This window comes from Thermococcus pacificus, from assembly GCF_002214485.1.
Taxonomy (GTDB): Archaea; Methanobacteriota_B; Thermococci; order Thermococcales; family Thermococcaceae; genus Thermococcus; species Thermococcus pacificus.
In genome coordinates this window covers 1-19,110 of sequence record NZ_CP015102.1, presented here as the reverse complement: position 1 = coordinate 19,110, position 19,110 = coordinate 1, and the positions used below count along the sequence as shown (strand labels likewise).

Sequence of the window (19,110 nt, the reverse complement as noted above, 5' to 3'; positions counted from 1 at the left end):
TTTTTCGGGTGGAAAAAATGAGGGTTGCGGTACTCTACTCGGGCGGAAAGGACTCGAACTACGCCCTCTACTGGGCGCTGAAGCAGGGGTTTGAGGTTAAGTACCTTGTAAGCATGGTGAGCGAGAGCGACGAGAGCTACATGTACCATGTCCCGAACATTCACCTCACCGAGCTTCAGGCCAAAGCCATCGGGATTCCCCTCGTCAAGGGCTTCACGAGCGGTGAGAAGGAGAAAGAAGTTGAGGACATGAAGGCTGTCCTCGAGGGGCTTAAGATAGACGGCGTCGTCGCCGGCGCTTTGGCGAGCGAGTACCAGAAGCGAAGAGTTGACAGAGTTGTTGAGGAACTTGGCTTGAAGAGCTTCGCCCCGGCCTGGCACCGTGATCCCGTTGAGTATATGCGCGAGCTGGTTGAAATTTTTGATATTGTAATGGTCGGCACCGCCGCCTACGGCCTCGATGAGAGCTGGCTCGGCAGGAAAATAGACGAGAAGACTTTAGAGGAGCTGGTTAAACTCAACGAGAAGTACAGGGTCCACGTAGCCGGGGAAGGCGGCGAGTTCGAGACCTTCGTGAGGGACGCGCCGTTCTTTAAGGCAAGGATAGTGTTCGACGAGGTCGAGAAGAAGTGGAACGAATGCAACTACTCGGGGATTCTGGAAGTTCGGAGGGCGCATTTGGAGCGGAAAGACTAGACGGGGCTGGTCTTTTCCTAACGCCGCTCTAGACGGGAAAGTTTATTAAGCCTCAAAATTATTATGCTCGGTGGTAGGATGATCGAGGTTGAAAACCTCGTCAAGAGGTTCGGCTCTACTGTGGCCGTTAACGGGATAACCTTCACCGTGAACGACGGCGAGATATACGGCCTCTTGGGGCCTAACGGGAGCGGGAAGAGCACCACGATGAAAATCCTCGCCGGAATCCTTGCCCCTACCTCTGGGAAGGTTCTTGTGGACGGTGTGGACGTCTCACAGGACCCCCTGCGCGTTAAGGAGATGACCGGCTACGTGCCGGAAACGCCGGTTCTCTACGAGAGCCTCACCCCGATTGAGTTCTTCAACTTCGTGGGCAGCGTGAGAAGAATCCCTGAAGAAAAGCTCCAGGAGAGGGTTGATGCCCTCGTGAAGGCCTTCGGTATCGAAGAGTACCTCGGTGAGATGATAGGATCGCTCAGCTTCGGAACCAGGCAGAAGGTCTCGCTCATAAGCGCGATGCTCCACGATCCGGCCGTTCTCATCCTGGACGAGGCTATGAACGGCCTCGACCCAAAGAGCGCGAGGATTCTGCGGGAGCTTCTGATGGACTTCCGGGAGGATGGAAAGAGCGTAGTCTTCTCGACGCACGTTTTGGCGTTGGCTGAGATGATATGCGACCGGATCGGCGTCATCTACAACGGCAGGCTGATAGCCGAGGGGACTGTTGAGCAGCTCAAGGAGTTCGCCCACGAGGAGAGCCTGGAGGACGTCTTTCTCAAGCTCACCGAGAGCAGGGACGAGGTTTTGGGCATAGTTCAGGCTCTGAGGGAGACCCTTTAGGTGAGAGCATGCTGGGGATAGTTAGAATCCTCTACCGGGAGCTTCACTATAGGCGGTTGAAGAACAACCCCCAGATAGCTGCTGATCCAAAGAAGTTCAGGAAGCAGTTGCGGAATGCCGGAGATATAAAGCGTGGGGTAGCCCTTCAGTCAGTGGCCTTCCTCTTCTTCGGCCTCATGATGGCGGGCGCGATAGTTGGGGCCGAGGACGATACGAGGGCCGCCGTTCTGCTCGCCACCTACGCACTCCTTCCATTCGTCATGGCCCTTTACACGACGACGGTCAACGCCTCCTACGCCGTCTCCATGGGGATATTCGAGCCCCTCAAACCCCTGCCAATAAAAACCGGAGCCAAGTACCTCAGCGTCCTCTTGGCGATAGACAACGTTCCGGCCATAGTGGCCCTCATTCCGGCGGTCCTGGCGATGGCATACAGATCGCCGGTGTCAGGATTGATGGGATTTCTCTGGATACTGCTAGGGGCCTTTCTCGGGCACGTCCTTGGATTGGTCGTCTTCACCCTCTTCGGCTCCTCCAGCGTCGGCGGCAGGTTCTCCAAGCTCAGAACGATGGCGAGGGTTCTGGGGGCCATCCTGTTTATTGGAATGTTCTACGCCATCAACTACGTCCAGATGTACGTGAGCGAGCACTACGAGGAACTCCTGCCGTTTTTCTCAAGGTACTCGGTAGCCTATCCATTCTCCATCGCCTCGATACTCGAGCCTCTCCACTCTTTCCTTCTCGTCCTCGGCTACCTTGCGGTTCTCGTCCCCACCTACCGTTTCATCCTCGGAAAACTCTGGGGCAGGATGGAAGAGGGCGCCGCCGTATCCCACGTGGGGACGGTATCTTTCAAAGCCCGGACGCATCACCCGGTCATCGCCATTGCCCTGAAGGATCTCAGGATAGCCGTCAGGAAGAGCGCCCTCCTCGTGGGCCTCATATTCCCCCTCTTCGTGGTCCTGCCGAGCGCCTTGGGCGTCCTAACCTCAGGGGAGATGGGGGAATGGAGCGTTGCCTCGGTTCTCCTGATGATAGCGTGGATGGCATCGGTGGGCGTGGACACGGTTCTTAAAATCGACGGCAGGGAGTTTGAGTTCCTGCGGAGCCTCCCTCTGACCCTGGGACAGTTCCTCAGAGCCAAACTCCTCGTGATGAACGCGGTGCCGGTAACGGCCGGCGCAGGCCTTGTCCTGGCCGCTGCCTACATCGATCCAGGAGCGCTCAAACTGCTCCCCGCGGCTTTAATACTCCCGTTCCTGACATCGTCGATAGCCCTGGCCTTCTTTTACCACGGGGAGAAGGAGCTCTCGGTGCCGGAAACAAACACCGGGCACGTGCTGATTCTCATAATCCTGAACGGGATTACCTTGGGTGCTGTAGCTGGCCTGTGGTATGCCCTCGGCTACCCCTACGCGATGCTCCTCGCGGGACTTGGCATCGCTGTGGTTCTCAGGGTGCTCAGCAGGTAACGTGGAACACCGCTAGGACCCTCTTCTTTTTGGCCATCTCGTTTAACCTCTCAACCGCCTTTCCCGTTGGGAGTTCGATGACCTCTTTCCCTTTAACGAGCTCTCTGCTCTCCGGTAGCAGAGAGAGCATCCCATAGGCCCCTGTCCCGATGAGGAGAACGTCGAAGTCTTCTTTCAGGTACTCCCTCAGCTCATCCGGATCAAGCTTGTGGCTCGTGCCGTGCTTGTCCTTGCTGAGCCACTTCTTTCTTTTTTCAATCTTCCCGCTGGGATAAACAACGACGTCGTGGTCGTAGACTTTACCGTCGATGATTATTTTCCCGAAGCCGGGATACTTGGCCTTCATACCCTCACCTCAGCGTCAGCGCATCGCGTAGTATTTTTTCGTGGTCAAAGGCCAGTGGCAGCTTGAGGGCCTCCTCTAAGGGCACGACGTGGACTTCTTTGGCATCGTCCCCTGCCTTGAGCTCGCCGGTTCCCAGAGCGAGGAAAGCAGTCGTCACGGTGTGCCCCCTCGGGTCCCTGCCGGGATCGGAGTAAACCCCGACGAGCCTCAGCAGCCTTACGTCGAGGCCCGTCTCTTCCTTGGCCTCCCGGACTGCGGCCTCTTCGACCCTCTCGCCGTACTCAACAAAGCCTCCTGGAAGGGCGTAGTGGTCTTTGAACGGCTCGTGCTTCCGCTTTATGAGGACAACGCCGCCGTTGTAGAGGATGACCACGTCGGCGGTGAGGCCTATGCACCTGTGGAGCTCGGCCCGTATCTCCGGGTGTCTCTCTGTGAGAAACTCCTTTAGCTCCTCTCTAAGGGGGGAAACATCGTAGTCCTTCGGAGTCTTGAGCAGAAGGACGTACCTGTCCATGCTACCACCTCAGTTCCCGTTCCTCATCACGCGTCAGCATGCTGACGTCTCATCATCGGCGGAAGAAGTTGGGGAGTTTTCCCTTATATCCCTTTATACGGACTACACGGGTCTGGCCCCGACCATAATCGCGAGTTCGTTAACCTCGTCCATCGAGAAGGTGAAGTTCCGGTGCTTGAGGAAAAGCGCCGTGAAAGCGGCGGCGCGTTTGAGGGCCTGTATGAAGGGGCACTGGGTGTAAAAGTAGGAGAACGCCGCCAAGAACACGTCTCCGGCGCCGGTTGATTCCTCCACAGGAACTTTCACAGGGAGGTAGCTGTACTCCCTTCCCCGCAGGTAGGCCCTCCCCTCTTCACTCCCGTTCGAGACGAGGAGAACCTCAACCTCCCCAGGGTCAAACCTGCTTATGAGGTTTATCTCGGAAACGTCCGCGTGGAGAACCTTCAGCCCTTCGAAAAGGTCGCCGTTGATGCCCCTGAGCCTGAGCTTCCCAATCTCGGGGCTCCTTATGAATCCCTGGGCGTCGGCGGCAACGAAGGAGCTTTTCCTTTTGGCCTCCTCAACGGTCTCGGGCGGTATCTCCCCCGCCACCGGGTTGAGGACTACCATATCGTAGTCTCCCTCAGGCATGCTGGCTATCTCCTCTGCAACCGATAGCAGGCTGAGCTCACGGGTATTCGCGTCGAGATAGTGGAGCCTGTAGGAAGTGCTCTTCTCCGATGGGATGATGTGGAGTTCAATACCTCTTTCCCTGAGTTCTTTGAGCCAGCCCTCCGGAAAGTCCTTCCCGACACTCGTTAAGACCTCGACATCGCAGAAGCGTGAGAGCGCGATGGCAGAATAGTACGCCCCTCCCCCAATGCGGGATTCGGCCTTCGAACCCCTGAGGATGACGTCCCTGACGAGGTGACCGACAACGAGGCATTTCATTTTGGCCTTCCCAATCTCTAATGATCGAAGGCTATTAAATAAAAATCTTTTGGAAAATTTCCGAAAACTTTATAAAGGACAAAGCGAAAAGCTTAAAAGGATATGTCCTTTTGGGGTGGGGCTATGAAGCGCCTTGGCAAAGTTTCTCACTACGCAAAGCAGGGGTTCCTTATCCTGAGGTCTGACTGGGTTCCCGCGCTCAATTCGCCCGTGGTCGACAAGGGACTTACCCTCGTGGGAACCGTTAAAGACGTTTTTGGGCCGGTGAAGAGGCCTTATGTGGCGGTTAAGCCAAGGGTCAGAGATCCCGAGAGTTACGTCGGTGCGCTGCTCTACGTTGATTCCTCCAGGAAGTCAAAGCCCGGAAAGTCCAAGTCCGGGAAGGCCGGCAGGTCCGGCGGAAAGCGCTCGAAGGGCGGAAAGGCGAGACGCCCTGCCCCCAGAAAGAGGGGGTGAGAGCTTTTGGCTGATAAGAGGGTGTGTCCGGTTTGCGGCTCGACCGAGTTTATCTATGACCCGAGGAGGGGCGAAATCGTCTGCGCCAAGTGCGGCTACGTTCTTGAGGAGAATGTTATTGATGAAGGCCCGGAGTGGCGTGCCTTCGATCCCGATCAGAGGGCCAAGCGCGCCAGAACCGGTGCGCCCATGACACTGATGATCCATGATAAAGGCCTTTCCACCGATATCGACTGGCGTGATAAGGACATACACGGCAACCAGATAAGCGGTATGTACAGAAACAAGCTGAGAAGGCTCCGCATGTGGCAGAGGAGGATGCGCATAAACGACGCCGCCGAGAGGAACCTCGCCTTTGCATTAAGCGAGCTCGACAGGATGGCGGCCCAGATGCGCCTTCCGAGGCGTGTTAAGGAGGCAGCCGCTTCACTCTACAGGAAGGCTGTCATGAAGAAGCTCATCCGCGGAAGGTCGATAGAGGGGATGGTTTCTGCCGCTCTTTACGCCGCCTGCAGGATGGAGGGCATTCCGAGGACCCTCGACGAGATAGCGGCCGTTTCAAAGGTCTCGAAGAAGGAGATAGGAAGGAGCTACCGCTTCATGGCGAGGGGCCTGAACCTCAACCTCCGCCCCACAAGCCCGATAGAGTACGTTGACCGCTTCGGCGATGCACTCAACGTGAGCGCGAGGACGAAGAAAAGGGCAAAGGAGATACTGAGGGAGGCCATAGAGAAGGGCATAACGAGTGGGAAAGGTCCGACTGGACTTGCTGCGGCCGCTCTGTACGTTGCATCGCTCCTTGAGGGCGAGAAGAAGACCCAGCGAGAAGTTGCGGAGGTTGCACACGTTACTGAGGTGACCGTTAGAAACCGCTACAAGGAGCTTGTTGAGAAGCTCGGCATAAACGTCCCGATATGAGGGATTCCCGTGATCATAGCGGTTACCAGTGATACCCATCACGGCGATAAAACGAACAACCTTCCTTCACTTCTTTTGAAGGAGCTTGAAAAGCAAAGGCCAGACTTGATACTCCACGCTGGGGATGTTACTTCCGCGGAGCTTCTTGAGACTCTCGAAGAGTTCGCCCCGACGATAGCCGTGAGAGGCAACGCTGACCACCTTCAACTTCCCGAGGAACAGGTTCTGGACGCTGAAGGCGTCAGGATAGGCCTCCTGCATGGTCACCGGTTCTTCTCCCTGAATGCTCAGTTCCTAACGCTCAAAGCCCTCGACATGGGGGTTGACGTCCTGATTTTCGGCCATACTCACCGCTTCTACCATGATACTTACTCTGTTCACGGTCAGAGGGTTATTCTCCTGAATCCCGGCTCGCCGACGTTCCCTAGGATGGACTCGGCCGGCTTTGCACTCCTGAAAATCAACGGAGAAAGCGTCAGGGTTGAGAGGGTTACCTTCTGGTGAGGGGCATTAGAACAGCAGAGAAAAGCTAATGAAGGAAAAGAAAGAACATCAGCTCTTAATAGCAAGCTTGATGTCCTCGGCCTTGACGGTCTTCCTGCCGGCGTGGTGGGCAAGGTCAACCGCCTTCTTGGCGATCTCCATGGCCTTCTCCTCAAGGTGCTCGGCCAGGAGCTTGGCGGCGTCCTCGCTGACGCGGGCAGCGCCGGCCTTCCTTATAAGCCTGTCAACTGGGGCAATCGGCAACTCAGCCATTTTCCCAACCTCCTAAACGTTGTTTTGCAGGTATCTGCGTTCTATTTTAGGAGCGAAGGCCTATATAAACTTTTCGGAAAAACAGCCCTCTGAGGGCGATAATTGGCCTTTTTTGGGTAGGCAGTCGAGAAATCTAGTATCCTTGGGCTTTCAACTTGCGACACCTCCAATACTAACTCGAGGGCGAAGTTCTGAGAAGACCTTCTGGCCTTTCAAATCGTATTTGGAAGCCGTTTAGCCCCCCAATTTCTTAAAGGGGGGCGGGAGTTTGGGGCTTCGTGGGATAGAAAACGTCCTCAATGCCGATTAAAAGGCTCTAATGTCCCACTATTGCACCGCAGGTTTTTTATAGTGGTTGATTCAACCTAAGAGTTACCTAGGGGGTGTGAGCATGGTGGAGAAGTTCGACAAGATATACGACTACTACGTGGACAAGGGCTACGAGCCGAACAAGAAGAGGGACATAATAGCCGTTTTCCGCGTTACTCCGGCGGAGGGATACACGATCGAGCAGGCAGCCGGTGCAGTCGCTGCCGAGAGCTCGACCGGAACCTGGACGACCCTTTATCCCTGGTACGAGCATGAGAGATGGGCCGACATGTCGGCAAAAGCTTACCACTTCACAGACATGGGTGACGGTAGCTGGATTGTCAGGATCGCTTACCCGGAGCACATCTTCGAGGAGGGCAACATGCCTGGCTTTTTAGCCAGCGTCGCTGGCAACGTCTTCGGAATGAAGCGCGTCGAGTGGCTCCGCCTTGAGGATATCTACCTTCCGGAGAGGTTCCTCAGGAACTACCCGGGACCCAACTTCGGCATTGAGGGTGTCAGGAAGAAGCTCGAAATCTATGACAGGCCGCTCTACGGTGTCGTCCCCAAGCCGAAGGTAGGTTACTCCCCGGAAGAGCTCTACAAGCTTGCCCTCGACCTCTACACAGGTGGAGCCGACTACCTCAAGGACGACGAGAACCTCACCAGCCCGTGGTACAACCGCTTCGAGGAGCGCGTTAAGGTCGTCACCAAGGCCATGGAAAAGGCCGAAAATGAGACGGGAGAAAAGAAGACCTGGTTCGCCAACATTACCTCGCCAATACTCGAGATGGAGCAGAGGCTTGAGATACTCGCCGACTACGGCGTTCCCCACGCGATGGTTGACGTCGTCGTCCTCGGCTGGGGCGTCCTCGACTACATCCGCGAGCTTGCCGAGGACTACGGCATAGCTTTGCACGCCCACAGGGCAATGCACACCGCCTTCGCCCGCTACAAGTATCACGGCATCTCGATGTTCGTCCTGGCCAAACTCTACCGCGTCATCGGCGTTGACCAGCTCCACATTGGTACAGCCGGGGCCGGTAAGATGGAGGGCGAGAAGTGGGAGGTCATCCAGTACAAGAGGATAATCACCGAGGACCACTACGTTCCGGACGAAAACGATGTCTATCACCTTGAGCAGAAATTCTATCACATTAAGCCCGTCTTCCCGACCAGCTCCGGCGGACTTCACCCCGGCAACATCCAGCCCGTCATAGACGCCCTCGGAAAGGACATAGTCCTCCAGCTCGGCGGTGGAACGATGGGACACCCGGACGGGCCAGCTGCGGGAGCCAGGGCTGTCAGGCAGGCAATAGACGCTATCATGCAGGGAATCCCGCTCGACGAGTACGCCAAGACCCACAAGGAGCTCGCCAGGGCCCTGGAGAAGTGGGGCCACGTCACCCCGGTTTGAGGCTCTGACGGTTTTTCTTTCCCCTTTTCGTCTACCGTCCAACTTTTGGGCCGGAGGGGATTTAACTCCCTGCCGCGTTTCTCCAATGGTGATAGTGATGGTTCATCCAGGCGGGTTTCTTGAGGTCATAACCGGTCCGATGTTCGCGGGTAAAACCACCGAACTGATAAAACGCATAGAGAGGCAGATGTTCGCGAAGAGAAAGGCAGCCTTCTTCAAACCTGCAATGGACAGCAGGTATTCCAAGGACGAGGTTGTTGCCCACAACGGCCTTCGCTACGAGGCCTTCGTTATCCCGACCGACGAGAAGGGCGTTGAGAGGATAGTTGAAATAACTAAAAGGGACGGATACGAAGTCATAGGTGTCGATGAGGTCCAGTTCTTCCATATCTCTGTTGTCGAAGCCTTGAACCGCCTCGCGGACGAGGGCGTTTATGTTATAGCAAGCGGGTTGAACCTTGACTTCAAAGGGGACCCGTTTCCGGTTATGAGGGAACTCCTCGTGAGGGCGGACAACATAGTCTACCTCACCGCCGTCTGCACCGTCTGCGGCAGGCCCGCAACAAGGAGCCAGCGCCTCATCGACGGAAAACCTGCTCCGAGGAATTCCCCGGTAATCCTTGTGGGGGGAAGGGAGAGCTACGAGGCCCGCTGCAGGGAGCACCACCTCGTTCCGTGAAGCTTTCCCCGTTTTTCTTTTGACCGAAAAACTTAAAACCGACTTTTCTTACGTCAGGTTAGGGAAAGGGGGTGAGACCATGGAGTCAAATAAGAACCTTGGAAGACTGCTTGACATCCTCGGGAACGAGACAAGGCGACGGATACTCATACTGCTCACAAAGAGGCCTTACTTCGTGAGCGAGCTGAGCCAGGAACTCGGCGTCGGCCAGAAGGCCATCCTGGAACACCTCCGGATACTCGAGAGCGCGGGCCTCATAGAGGGCAGGACCGAGAAGATACCGCGTGGCAGGCCGAGGAAGTACTACACCATAAAGCGCGGCTTCCGCCTTGAGGTTCTCCTGACGCCCTACGCGTTCGGCACCGAGATGTACGAGCCGAAGGCCCCGAGGCAGACCAAGGAGTACGACCAGGCCAGGAGCCTCATAAAGTCCACGGAGCCGGCTGAGGCCAAGATAGACGAACTCCTTGCGTTCCTGGAAGAGATACAGAACCGAATAAGTGAGATAATCCAGACTAAGCAGGAGTTAGAGGAGGTTCGTCTCCTGACCGAGACCTACATCGAGAACCTCTTCAGGAGGATAGCGCAGGAAAACGAGCGCGAGTTTGAGAGGCTCCTCAAGGAGTTCGCTCCGAGGCTCCCCAGGAAAATACTCGAAGATTTGGATGGCTTTTAGGAAGTCGCTGAAGAAGAAAGCCTGAAAAAAGGGCTCAGAGCATCTTGCCCTCTTCCTTCATCCTAACGAGCCTGGTGAGGTAGCCCGCTATCCTGTTCCTTATGGTCTTGCTCTGGACAGTGGTGAGTTCCTCGACCTTCTTCTTGTTGTGCTCAAAGTCCCTGGTGAACTCGTTCGGATAGCGGTCAAACAGCTCGCGGGCAACCCTCTTGATGAACGTCTGCTTGATGTTTCCCATCATCAATCACCCCGTTAGCTTGATTCTGACAACCGTAACTCACAATCATGAGAGGCCTTTTAAAAGTTTTCCCAGGGTGGAAACTAATTCAGTTTTTCCTTTTGACTTTTTTGATTGCGACGTCCAGCAGATCCACGCGGGTGTTCTTTGGGTATCTTATCCCCAAGGAGTTTATTCTCACCACTGAGAATCCAGCATGAATCCTAACGAGACCCCTAATAAGATGCTCCCATCTCACAGTATCACCTACCGTAGTATTTCTCGTTCATGCTTAAAAAGTTTTTCATTGATTTGCTGTGGTCCTGAGGTTTATAAACTCACATTTCAACTCAGAACCATGCTGAGGGAAGTCATCCACTGCAGGGGCCATGAGAACGTTAAAGCCACGCACAAATCGACGCTGGAGTTCACGAAGGAGGACTACCTGACCCCGCGCGGAGACTGCATAATCTGCATCGGGGCTGATAAAGGGATAAACGACCTGAGCGAGGAGTTTAAAGCTGCGTTAAAGGCTGGAAAAAGGCTCCTCATCAGGATTAGGGTAAGCGGCATTGTGGATGAAGTCCTGGCTGAGGGAAGCCCAGACCTGATACTCGACCACGATTACTCGATGGTGGTCCGTAAGAGCACTTACATAGACGGAAGAACGCTCGCGGTGAGGGCCAACAAAGCAGCCAGGGACATAGACAGGCGCATTGTTGAACTTTTGAAGAACCCTGGAACTGTGGCAGAGGTCGAACTCATAATCGATGAAAACCTTTAAAAGCTCTTGCCTTTTTAATAACTTTTAGTGATGAAAATGCTCGACGGCTACTACATAGTCGAGAACACCGGAGTTGTCCCCGCCGAGAGGAGGTTCAAGTTCAAAGACCTGAAGGCCTGGGGCTATGATCTCCACTTAGGGACGATTGATGGCACGGAGGCCTACTTTGTCTCAAAGGCCGGAACCAGGGAGGAAGGCGAAACCTACACGCGGGACGGTAAGGAATACCATATCAGCGAAACCCAGAGGGAAATACCAAAGAACGCCAGGCTTTTGGCGAGGATAGTCATAGAGGGAGGTCAACCCTACCTCGAGTTCTGGCTCGACACCGAGGAGGGCAACTTCCCGCTGGCGAAGGAAGACCCGAGACTAATTCTCCACCGCTTCTGGACGGAGAAGAAGTTCAACCAGCTGGAGAAGCATGTCGGGAGCGTTGGCCTTACCACGGACTTCTTCAAGGACAGGGTTTTCGTGAAGGGCCTGCCCCTGCCCTACGAGGAGTATCCGCCGAAGGTGAGGCGCGTTCTCAGGGAGGTAAGGGACATACACCGCGACATGACGGGCTTTGGAAGGTTCGTCTTCCAGTACTTCGGCGAGGAGGACAAGGCCCACCAGTACCGCCTCTGGTGGCTTCTGCCGACGATACACCTCTTCGACGTCGAGGTTTCCAACGAGGTCGATAAAGTTTTGGCCATGCTCGACTGATTTTTAAGGTCTTGTTCCAATTTTTTGTCATGAACCCCTTGAAAGATGCTCTTGCGATACTCGACGCCGCGCTGAAGGCCGCTGACCCCCATCTCGCGGTGAGGAATGCGATTGAGATTGGAGGAAATGTTCTCAGGGTTTTAGGTAAGACGTTCGAGATCAGAGGCAGGGTCTACCTCCTCGCCTTCGGCAAGGCCGCCTGCGCCATGGCCCGGGCAGCGATAGATGTCCTCGGCGGTGCAATCGATGAAGGAGTCGTCGTCACCAAATACGGCTACGCGGAGAACTGCCCCCGAATGCAGGGAATCAAGGTTATCGAGGCCGGCCACCCTGTTCCAGATGAGAACTCCCTCCTCGGTGCCAAACTTGGCCTTGAGCTGGCGGAGAAAGTCGGTCCCGAAGACATTCTCCTCGTCCTCATCTCCGGTGGCGGTTCAGCGCTATTCCTCCTTCCGGAGAAGGGAATAAGTCTCGACGATAAAATCCGGACGAACGAGCTCCTGCTAAAGAGCGGCGCAAAGATATACGAGATAAACACGGTGAGAAAGCACATCTCCGCGGTGAAGGGTGGAAAGCTTGCAAAGCACGTTAGAGGGACGGTAATAAGCTTAATCCTCTCCGACGTCGTCGGCGACCCGCTCGAGGCGATAGCGTCGGGCCCCACCGTGAAGGACCCCACGACGTTCCAGGATGCCTACAGGATTCTAAACCTCTACGGCGTCTGGAAGAAACTGCCGGAGAGCGTTAAGAAGCACATCGAGCGCGGTTTGAGGGGAGAAGCCGAGGAGACGCTGAAAGAGGACTTGCCAAACGTCCACAACTTCATCGGGGGGAGCGGAACGATGGCCTGCGAGGCAGCTAAGAAGAAGGCGGAAGAACTGGGATACAATGCGGCGGTGCTCACCACCACCTTGGAGGGCGAGGCCCGTGAGGTGCGCTCGCAATAGGCTCGATAGTCCAGGAGGTAGCACGGAACGACAGGCCGCTCAAGAAGCCCGCCGTCCTGATAGCGGGCGGCGAGTGGACGGTGACGATAACGGGAGGGGCCGGCCTCGGCGGTCCGAACCAGGAGTTCGCCCTGAGCGTTGCCCGGAAGATAGCGGGCCTTAACGCGGCCGTCCTGGCGGTGGACACCGACGGGACTGACGGGCCGACTGATGCGGCTGGCGGAATAGTTGACGGAGAAACCCTCGAAAAGCTGAAAGAAGCTGGAGTCGATGTCGAAGAAGTCCTCAGGAGGCACAACGCCTATCACGCCCTTGAGAGGGTCGGGGCCCTCCTCAGAACGGGGCCAACGGGGACGAACGTTAACTCGCTGGTGATTGCGGTGATTTCCGGGGATGGGAAAGGTGCCTAGATTTCCACGAACTCCCAGCCCCTCTGGTGGGTCTCTATTCCATCGGCCTTTATCCCAAGGCCTTTTATCTCCTCCTTCAGCCTCCGTATGAACTCCCCGAACTTCCCGAGGTCAGTCAGAGCCCCATAGCTTTCCGGGTACTCCTCTTTGAGCAGGGCCTGAAACTCCTTTCCCGCCGCCCGGAGGTTCAGAACCTCGAAAAAGTAGTAGTCCGCGAAGTCTCTCGTGTCCCCGAGTATAGCCGAGACGTCCGTTATTTCAGGAATTATCGGGCTAACGAAGACGTACGTTCTCAGCCCGGCTTCCTTCAACTCCTTTAGTGCGCTCACTCTCGCCTCATGAACAGGTGTCAGCGGTTCGAAGAGCCTCTTCTCCCTCCCCGTGAATCCGTTTATGGTTAAACCCACCTCTATCGAGCGGAAGAGTTTAAAGATGTCAATGTCCCGCGTCACGAGTGGCGACTTCGTCAGGATGGAGAGCTCGTTCCTCTTGTCCATGTACTGGAGAACCCGCCTCGTTAGTTTTAGCCCCGATTCTATCGGCTGGTACGGGTCGCTCACCGTGGACATGACAACGCTCCCTTTAACGCGCTTTCTGGCAAGATCGGGCGCGTTGGTCTTAACTTCCACCCAGCTGCCCCACTCGCCGTAGTCTCTCCATTTCGCCATGAACTTGGCGTAGCAGTATTTGCAGGCGAAGGCACAGCCGACGTACTGGTTCACTGTCCAGTCGACGCCGGGAATCTTCGAGCGGGTGTATATGCTTTTGGCCTTTTTCTCGATAACCCGAAGGTTCATAAGTTCAAGTTGCCAGATTCCCTTAAAAGGTGATGGGATGGATTTGGAAATCAGAAGAAGACCCGTCAGGTACGCGCGGATTGAGGTGAAGCCTGACGGCAGGGTAGTCGTTACCGCACCCAAAGGCTTTGACGTTGAGTCCTTTGTGGAGCGCCATAAGGGGTGGCTTGAGGCCAAGCTGGCCGAGATTAAAAACCTCCGCGAGAGAACCGGGTCGGGGTTTCCCATAGACGGGGAGCTGTACCAGGTCATCCGCGGGAGAAAGACCAAGGTGCACGAGAAGTTCAGGACAGTCGTCTTCTCAGCCTATCCAGACGAGGCCATAGCCGAGCTTAAGTCATATCTCAGACCCAGGATACTGGCCTTAGTCGATGAATACTCCAGAGAGATGGGCGTTTCCCCAAAGAAGGTATTCATCAGGCACCAACGAAGCAGGTGGGGAAGCTGCTCCCCCAGAGGGAACCTTAACTTCAACGTCCGCCTCGTTTCCGTCCCGCCTAAGCTCAGGGAGTATGTGGTGGTTCATGAGCTGGCCCACCTGAAGTACATGAACCACTCAAAGGCGTTCTGGAACCTCGTCGGGCGCTTTTATCCTGACTACAGGAAAGCCAGGAAAGAGCTCAAGAAGTGGTGGAGCATCATCGAGCTGAATCCATACTGGAGATGGCTCGGTGGTGGGGAATGAGGAACTTCATCACGCTCCTCGCGCTGGCGGCGGACGAAATCGCTGTGGGCCTCTTCCTTCTCATTGTGCTTCCGAGATTCGGGGTTGAGGTTCCCCTCTGGGCGGTGGCGGTCATCATAGGTATCCTCCTGGTCAAGGACTTTCTCATCGCTCCATTCGTCCTACGTGGTGGCCTCAGCGTCAGACCTCAGACGGGCCCCGAGAGCCTGATCGGGAAAACCGCTGTGGTGGTTGAGGATTTGGCTCCAGAGGGCCTTGTGAAGATTGACGGTGAGCTTTGGAGCGCCGAGTGTATAAAAGGAACCGCAAAAAGGGGAGAGAAGGTAGTGATAGTAGGAGTGAAGGGGACTAGGGTGCTCGTGGAACGCCGAGCATCGCCAGAACTCGGGCAACTTCCTCGGGATTGTTCGTCGTGAAGGAAACCGTCCAGCCCTTTTTCTGCCTCAGCATTATGCAGCCCTTGGCTGGGAGATTGAAGTGGATTGCTCCAGAACAGCTCATCCAGCCCTCCGCAACGGAGAAGCTCTCGATGTTCTCTATCTTGACAGTTTTCTTGATGAGAAGTCCGATTGGCCCCCGTATCCTTACCTCGCGCTCGTCTATCTCGATCCTCAGCTCCATAGCATCTACCAACACGAGCACGACGAGAAGCGCTGTGATGAGCATGAACTCAAAGCCCTCACCGGCCATATAGGTCGCATAGAGGCCGAAGAGCATCGGCAGCGCTGCGAGGATCAGAAAAATCCTGAAGCCCCTGCTCGAAACATTCTCCTCGTAGAGGGCCATTGCACCACCGGAGATTCTTGAAGGGTTACTCCTTTAAACCTTGAGGTGGAAAGCAGGCTGGTGGTAAGATGGTAAGGATAATGCCTGTTGACAGGCTTAGCGATGAGGAAATCATGGAGATCCTAACAAAGTACAGGAAGATAGCCCTCGTGGGAGCTTCGCCAAAGCCAGAGCGCGACGCCAACAGGGTGATGAGATATCTTCTTGAGAAGGGCTACGAGGTCTACCCCGTGAACCCCCGCTATGAAGAAGTCCTCGGAAGGAAGTGTTACCCCAGCGTCCTCGATATCCCGGACGAAGTTGATATAGTAGACCTCTTCGTCCGCCCAGAGTTCACGATGGAGTACGTGGAGCAGGCGATAGAGAAGGGCGCCAAGGTCGTGTGGTTCCAGTTCAACACCTATAACCGGGATGCCTTTAAGAAAGCCAAAGAGGCCGGACTCACAGCTGTTGCCCACAGGTGCATAAAGCAGGAGCACGAGAGGCTTATTGGGTAACAGCTCCAAACGTTTAAAAGCGGATCCTCTAATTTTTAATCATGCCTGAGGAGATAGTTGCCATCTACCGCGGTGATGTGATAATCCCCCTCAAAAAACTGAACATACCCCCTGGTTCACGGATTAAGCTGCTGATTGAGAAGGTTGAAGTTAGGGACGCGATGAAAGAGCTTGGCTACCTCAAGCTCCTGCAGGAGGGAGAGGATGCCGAGGAGCTCTTCGAATTTTAGGCAGGGTGAGATACTCCTCCTGGAGCTTCCCTTTACAGACTACCTGGGAAAAAAGCTCCGTCCCGTGCTGGTTGTCAGCTCCGATGAGCTAAACAAGGTAAGCGACGATTTGATAGTGCTCAAAATAACCGGAAGCCCACACTTTGAGGAATTCCCGGTTGAACTTGAGCAGAAAGACCTCCTTCGGGGTAAGCTCAAGAAGAAGAGCTTCATAGACTGTTCTTCTGTTTTTACGGTCGAAAAATCGCTCATTATCAAGAGCATTGGGGAGATTGGCCCCGAGAAGATGGATGAAGTTAAGGAGATCCTGAAACGGACGTTCAGCATTGGCTAACCCCTGTACCTCAGCACGTGAATGTCCCTAACTAAGCGGTGCCTCTCCTCGTAGTCCGTGTATCTTCCAAGAACCTCGAAGCCGAGCTTTCCGAGCCACTTCCTCTCTTTTCTGTATATCCCCCCGTCGCTCAGCTTGTAGGCCGGGAACACGAAGACGACCTTTCCATTTCTCTTCAAAACATCCGCAAAGCTCTCGAAGACCGAATAGTAGAACCGGTCAAGCTCGTTGGCGAGTTTAATTGCCTCACCCCTGCTCGGGTTTCTCCGTAGGGGCTTCCCAAGATAGGGTTCCGTCACTATGGCGTCGAACCTCTGTCTAAAACAGCGTTTTAACTTCCTTGCGTCGCAAACCTCTAAATGGGCCGAGTTTTTAAGCCTGAACTCTTTTCTGAGCCAGGCGAGGTTCTTCTTTGCGGCCTTTATCTGTTCTGGATCGCGGTCACTCCCGTAGGCGTTCAAACCCTGAAGGACGAACTCCTGGACTACAGTTCCTATGCCGCAGAAGGGGTCCAGGAAGCTGCCTTTTCTCACTTCCGTCAGGTTCACCATTATCCTCGCGAGCCTCGGCGGGATCGAGAGGATTGGCTTCTGAACCGGCCTCTCAACGTCGAGCTTCTTCAGCTCGAATGGGTCAGTTACTTTAACGGTCTCGCCGACGAGAAAGCTCCCATCTTCTCTAAAGAGGAAGACGAAGTCCTTAACTTCTGGAAAGCCCTTCAGGATGAGCTCCGCCGGCATCGAATAAACCTTAGCGGGCTTGAAAAACTTAGCCGGCGCTTCTTCCTTGAAGTGCCTCTTTATCTCACTTCCCAGCTTCCTCCAGAGCTTCCAGTCGCTCCTCCCGTAAAGGCTGACCGTGAAGAGTTTGGAGTATTCAAGGTCTCTGATGGCTTCTTCACCCTCACCGATTATTCTTACGAGCTTGAGGGAGCCGCCGAGCCAGTAGAATTGCCTTTCAACGTCCGGTGAGGAATCGAATAACAACCAGTAACGACTGGACTCGATTGGTCGAACTTTAAGGCCGAATCTCCTGCTGAATGAATAAAATTCGGCCTCGCTGAGGGCTGGATTTTTACCAAATAGTACCGCGTACATGGTTATGCCCTCAACGGAGCCATTTAAAAACGTTCCGAGGGTTAGGTTAATAAGCTCCGGCTTCAAATAACTAGTGAGAGTGTTGTGTAAAATCAACAATGGTGCGGGGGATATGTGGTATGATTGTCAAGGAAATCCTCGCTTCCGTTGACGTGATTCCCGACCCGTATGTAAAATCAGTAACGTACGCTAAAATAGGTGAGAGACTTGCCAAGGCCAGGGACAGTAACTACCGGACGGCTTTTTTAATGGCCCTCGAGACCGCCAACGAGATAGATGACCCCGTAAAGATGTTCCGGGCGCTTCTATCGGTAGGTTACTCCCTCGGAAGGGCCGGCCTCAAGTCCTCCAAGAAGATATACCAGGGAGTCCTCGAGGACTCGAGGATTCTTCCACCGCCCCAGAGAGACAAGATTATGAAGACTGCCGCCAGTTACATGCTCACCCTTGGTGAGATAGGTGAGGCCATAACCTATGCCCTTGAGATAGATAACTCAAAGCTCAGAAACGAGGTTCTCCTCGAGATCATCCGAGCCAACACGAGGATGATAGGGAAGGGCCAGCTGAAGGCCGCGTACCGCATAAGGAAGAGTAAACTCGCCCTCGAGTATATCGAGGAGGAACCCTACCGCTCCAGGGCCCTGCTTGAGCTCATCAAGGCCTACATCACCCTCGGGAGCTACGAGAACGGCATCTCCCTCCTCAGGACTATCGGCTCCAGGGAGTGGGCGAAGCAGGCCTTCAAGGAGGTCTCCTTTTACCTGAAGGAGAAAGAAGTTCTCGGCCACTACATCGACTCCCTCGAGACCATCGCGGGCGAGTTCATCCAGAAGTTCGGGAAGGAGTTCACTGAGGAGCTTGCACTGGCGTTCGCCCTGAGCGGTGAGGGCGTTTCCGCAGTCGAGCTGATAAGGAAGCTCGAGAACAGCGACGAGGTGTTCGTGAAGATAGCCTTGGAGCTGCTGGAGAGGGACCACGACGTCCTCCCGGCGTTCATAGCCGCACTCGACGAGGGCGAGGCCGAGCTCGTTGGGAGGGTCGTGATGAACAGGATCCTCGAGAGGCCCGAGCTGGGCGACTGGGAGGTAATAAAGGCCATAGGGAAGAGCACACCCAGCGAGGAGATATGGGCCAAGATAGCCCGCTACTATGTCCTCGTTGGGGAGCTCGAGGGAGCCATGAAGATAGGCTCCACCCTCAGGGATTCGAGGCTCCGCTCGATAGTGATGGCGGACGTTGCCCACCATCTCGTCAAGGATGGTGACGTTGAGCGGGCGATAGATGCCGCCCTCGAGGTTCGCGACCCTAGGTTCTCCTCCATCCTCGTCTCCGAGATACTCATAAAGGCCCTCGAGCAAGAACTTCCGAGGAGGGTTAAGCAGTGGAACGGCTCAAGGCACTGATGGGAAAGAAGGGCAACCGCCTGGAGTTCACAGCGGACTTGGTGGATCTTCTCCTGACCGACAGGGAGCTCTACTCTGATGAAGTCCTCTTCAGGGACGCCGTAGAGGAGATATACTCAACGCTCCGCTCCGAAGCTCTGGAGAACGGCAGGAAAGACCTCGTGGAGGCCTACGAGAACGCCGTGCTGCTGAGGGCGTCGTGACCGCAGG

At 55.1% G+C, this 19,110-nt stretch carries 27 protein-coding genes and 1 pseudogene; 19 read left to right on the top strand and 9 right to left on the bottom strand.

The genetic code is table 11. From position 1 onward, the window contains the following. The first annotated feature begins 17 nt into the window (after nt 1-17). From A3L08_RS00135 to A3L08_RS00125, 3 genes are all read left to right on the top strand, one after another. The gene (locus tag A3L08_RS00135; protein WP_088853114.1) at nt 18-695 is read left to right on the top strand and encodes a diphthine--ammonia ligase; all 678 of its coding nucleotides are present in this window, start codon (nt 18-20) and stop codon (nt 693-695) included. Between the two features lie 78 nt (nt 696-773). Beyond that, nucleotides 774-1,535: an ABC transporter ATP-binding protein gene (locus tag A3L08_RS00130; protein ID WP_088853113.1), complete on the top strand. Its 762-nt coding sequence runs from the start codon at nt 774-776 to the stop codon at nt 1,533-1,535. Nucleotides 1,536-1,543: 8 nt separating this feature from the next. Further along, a complete protein-coding gene (locus A3L08_RS00125) occupies nt 1,544-3,007 on the top strand; it encodes a hypothetical protein (RefSeq protein ID WP_088853112.1) in 1,464 nt (487 codons plus the stop codon). Here the strand turns inward: A3L08_RS00125 and A3L08_RS00120 are convergent. The 3 genes from A3L08_RS00120 to A3L08_RS00110 form a co-directional block, all read right to left on the bottom strand. Beyond that, the gene (locus A3L08_RS00120) at nt 2,997-3,353 is read right to left on the bottom strand and encodes an Mth938-like domain-containing protein (RefSeq protein ID WP_088853111.1); all 357 of its coding nucleotides are present in this window, start codon (nt 3,351-3,353) and stop codon (nt 2,997-2,999) included. The two genes, A3L08_RS00125 and A3L08_RS00120, sit on opposite strands and share 11 nt — an antisense overlap. 4 nt (nt 3,354-3,357) lie before the next feature. Next, nucleotides 3,358-3,867: an NUDIX domain-containing protein gene (locus A3L08_RS00115; protein ID WP_088853110.1), complete on the bottom strand. Its 510-nt coding sequence runs from the start codon at nt 3,865-3,867 to the stop codon at nt 3,358-3,360. 102 nt (nt 3,868-3,969) lie between these two features. Continuing rightward, the gene (locus A3L08_RS00110) at nt 3,970-4,797 is read right to left on the bottom strand and encodes a carbohydrate kinase family protein (protein ID WP_088853109.1); all 828 of its coding nucleotides are present in this window, start codon (nt 4,795-4,797) and stop codon (nt 3,970-3,972) included. Between the two features lie 123 nt (nt 4,798-4,920). On the opposite strand from A3L08_RS00110, the gene A3L08_RS00105 reads away from it, so the two are divergent. The 3 genes from A3L08_RS00105 to A3L08_RS00095 are packed head-to-tail and all read left to right on the top strand — an operon-like array spanning nt 4,921 to nt 6,675. Next, the gene (locus A3L08_RS00105) at nt 4,921-5,253 is read left to right on the top strand and encodes a Gar1/Naf1 family protein (protein ID WP_088853108.1); all 333 of its coding nucleotides are present in this window, start codon (nt 4,921-4,923) and stop codon (nt 5,251-5,253) included. A gap of 6 nt (nt 5,254-5,259) precedes the next feature. Then, nucleotides 5,260-6,171, top strand: coding sequence for a transcription initiation factor IIB (locus tag A3L08_RS00100; protein ID WP_088853107.1), 912 nt, complete (start codon nt 5,260-5,262; stop codon nt 6,169-6,171). Between the two features lie 9 nt (nt 6,172-6,180). After that, on the top strand, nt 6,181-6,675 hold the full coding sequence (locus A3L08_RS00095) for a metallophosphoesterase family protein (protein WP_088853106.1): 495 nt from the start codon (nt 6,181-6,183) through the stop codon (nt 6,673-6,675). 48 nt (nt 6,676-6,723) lie between these two features. On the opposite strand, the gene hpkB is transcribed toward A3L08_RS00095, so the two are convergent. Further along, a complete protein-coding gene (gene hpkB, locus A3L08_RS00090; protein ID WP_088853105.1) occupies nt 6,724-6,927 on the bottom strand; it encodes an archaeal histone HpkB in 204 nt (67 codons plus the stop codon). Nucleotides 6,928-7,318: 391 nt separating this feature from the next. Between hpkB and rbcL the strand changes: the two genes are divergently transcribed. The 3 genes from rbcL to A3L08_RS00075 all read left to right on the top strand — a co-directional run bounded on the left by rbcL (nt 7,319) and on the right by A3L08_RS00075 (nt 10,008). Further along, entirely contained in the window at nt 7,319-8,653 is a 1,335-nt protein-coding gene (gene rbcL / locus A3L08_RS00085; RefSeq protein WP_088853104.1) for a type III ribulose-bisphosphate carboxylase, read from the top strand. A gap of 85 nt (nt 8,654-8,738) precedes the next feature. Continuing rightward, entirely contained in the window at nt 8,739-9,332 is a 594-nt protein-coding gene (locus tag A3L08_RS00080; RefSeq protein ID WP_232461735.1) for a thymidine kinase, read from the top strand. A gap of 79 nt (nt 9,333-9,411) precedes the next feature. Beyond that, complete coding sequence (locus tag A3L08_RS00075; RefSeq protein ID WP_088853102.1) at nt 9,412-10,008, top strand: ArsR/SmtB family transcription factor; 597 nt, start codon at nt 9,412-9,414, stop codon at nt 10,006-10,008. Between the two features lie 34 nt (nt 10,009-10,042). Here the strand turns inward: A3L08_RS00075 and A3L08_RS00070 are convergent, their stop codons facing one another. Together A3L08_RS00070 and A3L08_RS09845 are read right to left on the bottom strand one after the other, a co-directional pair. Beyond that, nucleotides 10,043-10,246, bottom strand: a complete 204-nt coding sequence (locus A3L08_RS00070; RefSeq protein ID WP_088853101.1) for a 30S ribosomal protein S17e — start codon at nt 10,244-10,246, stop codon at nt 10,043-10,045. A gap of 88 nt (nt 10,247-10,334) precedes the next feature. Further along, entirely contained in the window at nt 10,335-10,484 is a 150-nt protein-coding gene (locus tag A3L08_RS09845; protein ID WP_157721562.1) for a hypothetical protein, read from the bottom strand. Nucleotides 10,485-10,583: 99 nt separating this feature from the next. On the opposite strand from A3L08_RS09845, the gene A3L08_RS00065 reads away from it, so the two are divergent. From A3L08_RS00065 to A3L08_RS00055, 3 genes and pseudogenes are all read left to right on the top strand, one after another. After that, nucleotides 10,584-11,009, top strand: a complete 426-nt coding sequence (locus A3L08_RS00065) for a DUF371 domain-containing protein (RefSeq protein WP_088853100.1) — start codon at nt 10,584-10,586, stop codon at nt 11,007-11,009. A 36-nt stretch (nt 11,010-11,045) separates the two neighbouring features. After that, nucleotides 11,046-11,714, top strand: a complete 669-nt coding sequence (locus A3L08_RS00060; RefSeq protein ID WP_088853099.1) for a TIGR00703 family protein — start codon at nt 11,046-11,048, stop codon at nt 11,712-11,714. 29 nt (nt 11,715-11,743) lie between these two features. Further along, nucleotides 11,744-13,071, top strand: a pseudogene (locus A3L08_RS00055) (glycerate kinase type-2 family protein). Here A3L08_RS00055 and A3L08_RS00050 read toward each other — a convergent pair. Further along, entirely contained in the window at nt 13,068-13,868 is an 801-nt protein-coding gene (locus tag A3L08_RS00050) for an SPL family radical SAM protein (RefSeq protein WP_088853098.1), read from the bottom strand. The pseudogene A3L08_RS00055 and the gene A3L08_RS00050 sit on opposite strands and share 4 nt — an antisense overlap. Before the next feature lie 37 nt (nt 13,869-13,905). On the opposite strand from A3L08_RS00050, the gene A3L08_RS00045 reads away from it, so the two are divergent. Then, nucleotides 13,906-14,553, top strand: a complete 648-nt coding sequence (locus tag A3L08_RS00045; protein ID WP_088853097.1) for a M48 family metallopeptidase — start codon at nt 13,906-13,908, stop codon at nt 14,551-14,553. Next, nucleotides 14,550-14,969, top strand: a complete 420-nt coding sequence (locus tag A3L08_RS00040; protein ID WP_232461734.1) for an NfeD family protein — start codon at nt 14,550-14,552, stop codon at nt 14,967-14,969. The genes A3L08_RS00045 and A3L08_RS00040 overlap by 4 nt, the downstream gene beginning before the upstream one ends. Here the strand turns inward: A3L08_RS00040 and A3L08_RS00035 are convergent. After that, nucleotides 14,902-15,339 carry a hypothetical protein gene (locus A3L08_RS00035; RefSeq protein WP_088853095.1) on the bottom strand — a complete coding sequence of 146 codons (438 nt, stop codon included), beginning with the start codon at nt 15,337-15,339 and terminating at the stop codon, nt 14,902-14,904. The two genes, A3L08_RS00040 and A3L08_RS00035, sit on opposite strands and share 68 nt — an antisense overlap. A 68-nt stretch (nt 15,340-15,407) precedes the next feature. Between A3L08_RS00035 and A3L08_RS00030 the strand changes: the two genes are divergently transcribed. The 3 genes from A3L08_RS00030 to A3L08_RS00020 are packed head-to-tail and all read left to right on the top strand — an operon-like array spanning nt 15,408 to nt 16,400. Next, nucleotides 15,408-15,836 carry a CoA-binding protein gene (locus tag A3L08_RS00030; RefSeq protein WP_088853094.1) on the top strand — a complete coding sequence of 143 codons (429 nt, stop codon included), beginning with the start codon at nt 15,408-15,410 and terminating at the stop codon, nt 15,834-15,836. Between the two features lie 41 nt (nt 15,837-15,877). After that, complete coding sequence (locus tag A3L08_RS00025) at nt 15,878-16,066, top strand: antitoxin family protein (RefSeq protein ID WP_088853093.1); 189 nt, start codon at nt 15,878-15,880, stop codon at nt 16,064-16,066. Further along, nucleotides 16,041-16,400, top strand: a complete 360-nt coding sequence (locus A3L08_RS00020; protein WP_088853092.1) for a type II toxin-antitoxin system PemK/MazF family toxin — start codon at nt 16,041-16,043, stop codon at nt 16,398-16,400. The genes A3L08_RS00025 and A3L08_RS00020 overlap by 26 nt, the downstream gene beginning before the upstream one ends. Here the strand turns inward: A3L08_RS00020 and A3L08_RS00015 are convergent. Then, nucleotides 16,397-17,497: a TRM11 family SAM-dependent methyltransferase gene (locus tag A3L08_RS00015; protein ID WP_088854841.1), complete on the bottom strand. Its 1,101-nt coding sequence runs from the start codon at nt 17,495-17,497 to the stop codon at nt 16,397-16,399. The genes A3L08_RS00020 and A3L08_RS00015 overlap by 4 nt on opposite strands. Nucleotides 17,498-17,616: 119 nt before the next feature. On the opposite strand from A3L08_RS00015, the gene A3L08_RS00010 reads away from it, so the two are divergent. Both A3L08_RS00010 and A3L08_RS00005 read left to right on the top strand, forming a co-directional pair. Further along, nucleotides 17,617-18,900, top strand: coding sequence for a prenyltransferase (locus tag A3L08_RS00010; RefSeq protein ID WP_088853091.1), 1,284 nt, complete (start codon nt 17,617-17,619; stop codon nt 18,898-18,900). Then, nucleotides 18,879-19,103, top strand: a complete 225-nt coding sequence (locus tag A3L08_RS00005) for a hypothetical protein (RefSeq protein WP_157721561.1) — start codon at nt 18,879-18,881, stop codon at nt 19,101-19,103. Before A3L08_RS00010 ends, A3L08_RS00005 begins: the two co-directional genes overlap by 22 nt. The last annotated feature ends 7 nt before the right edge of the window (nt 19,104-19,110 follow it).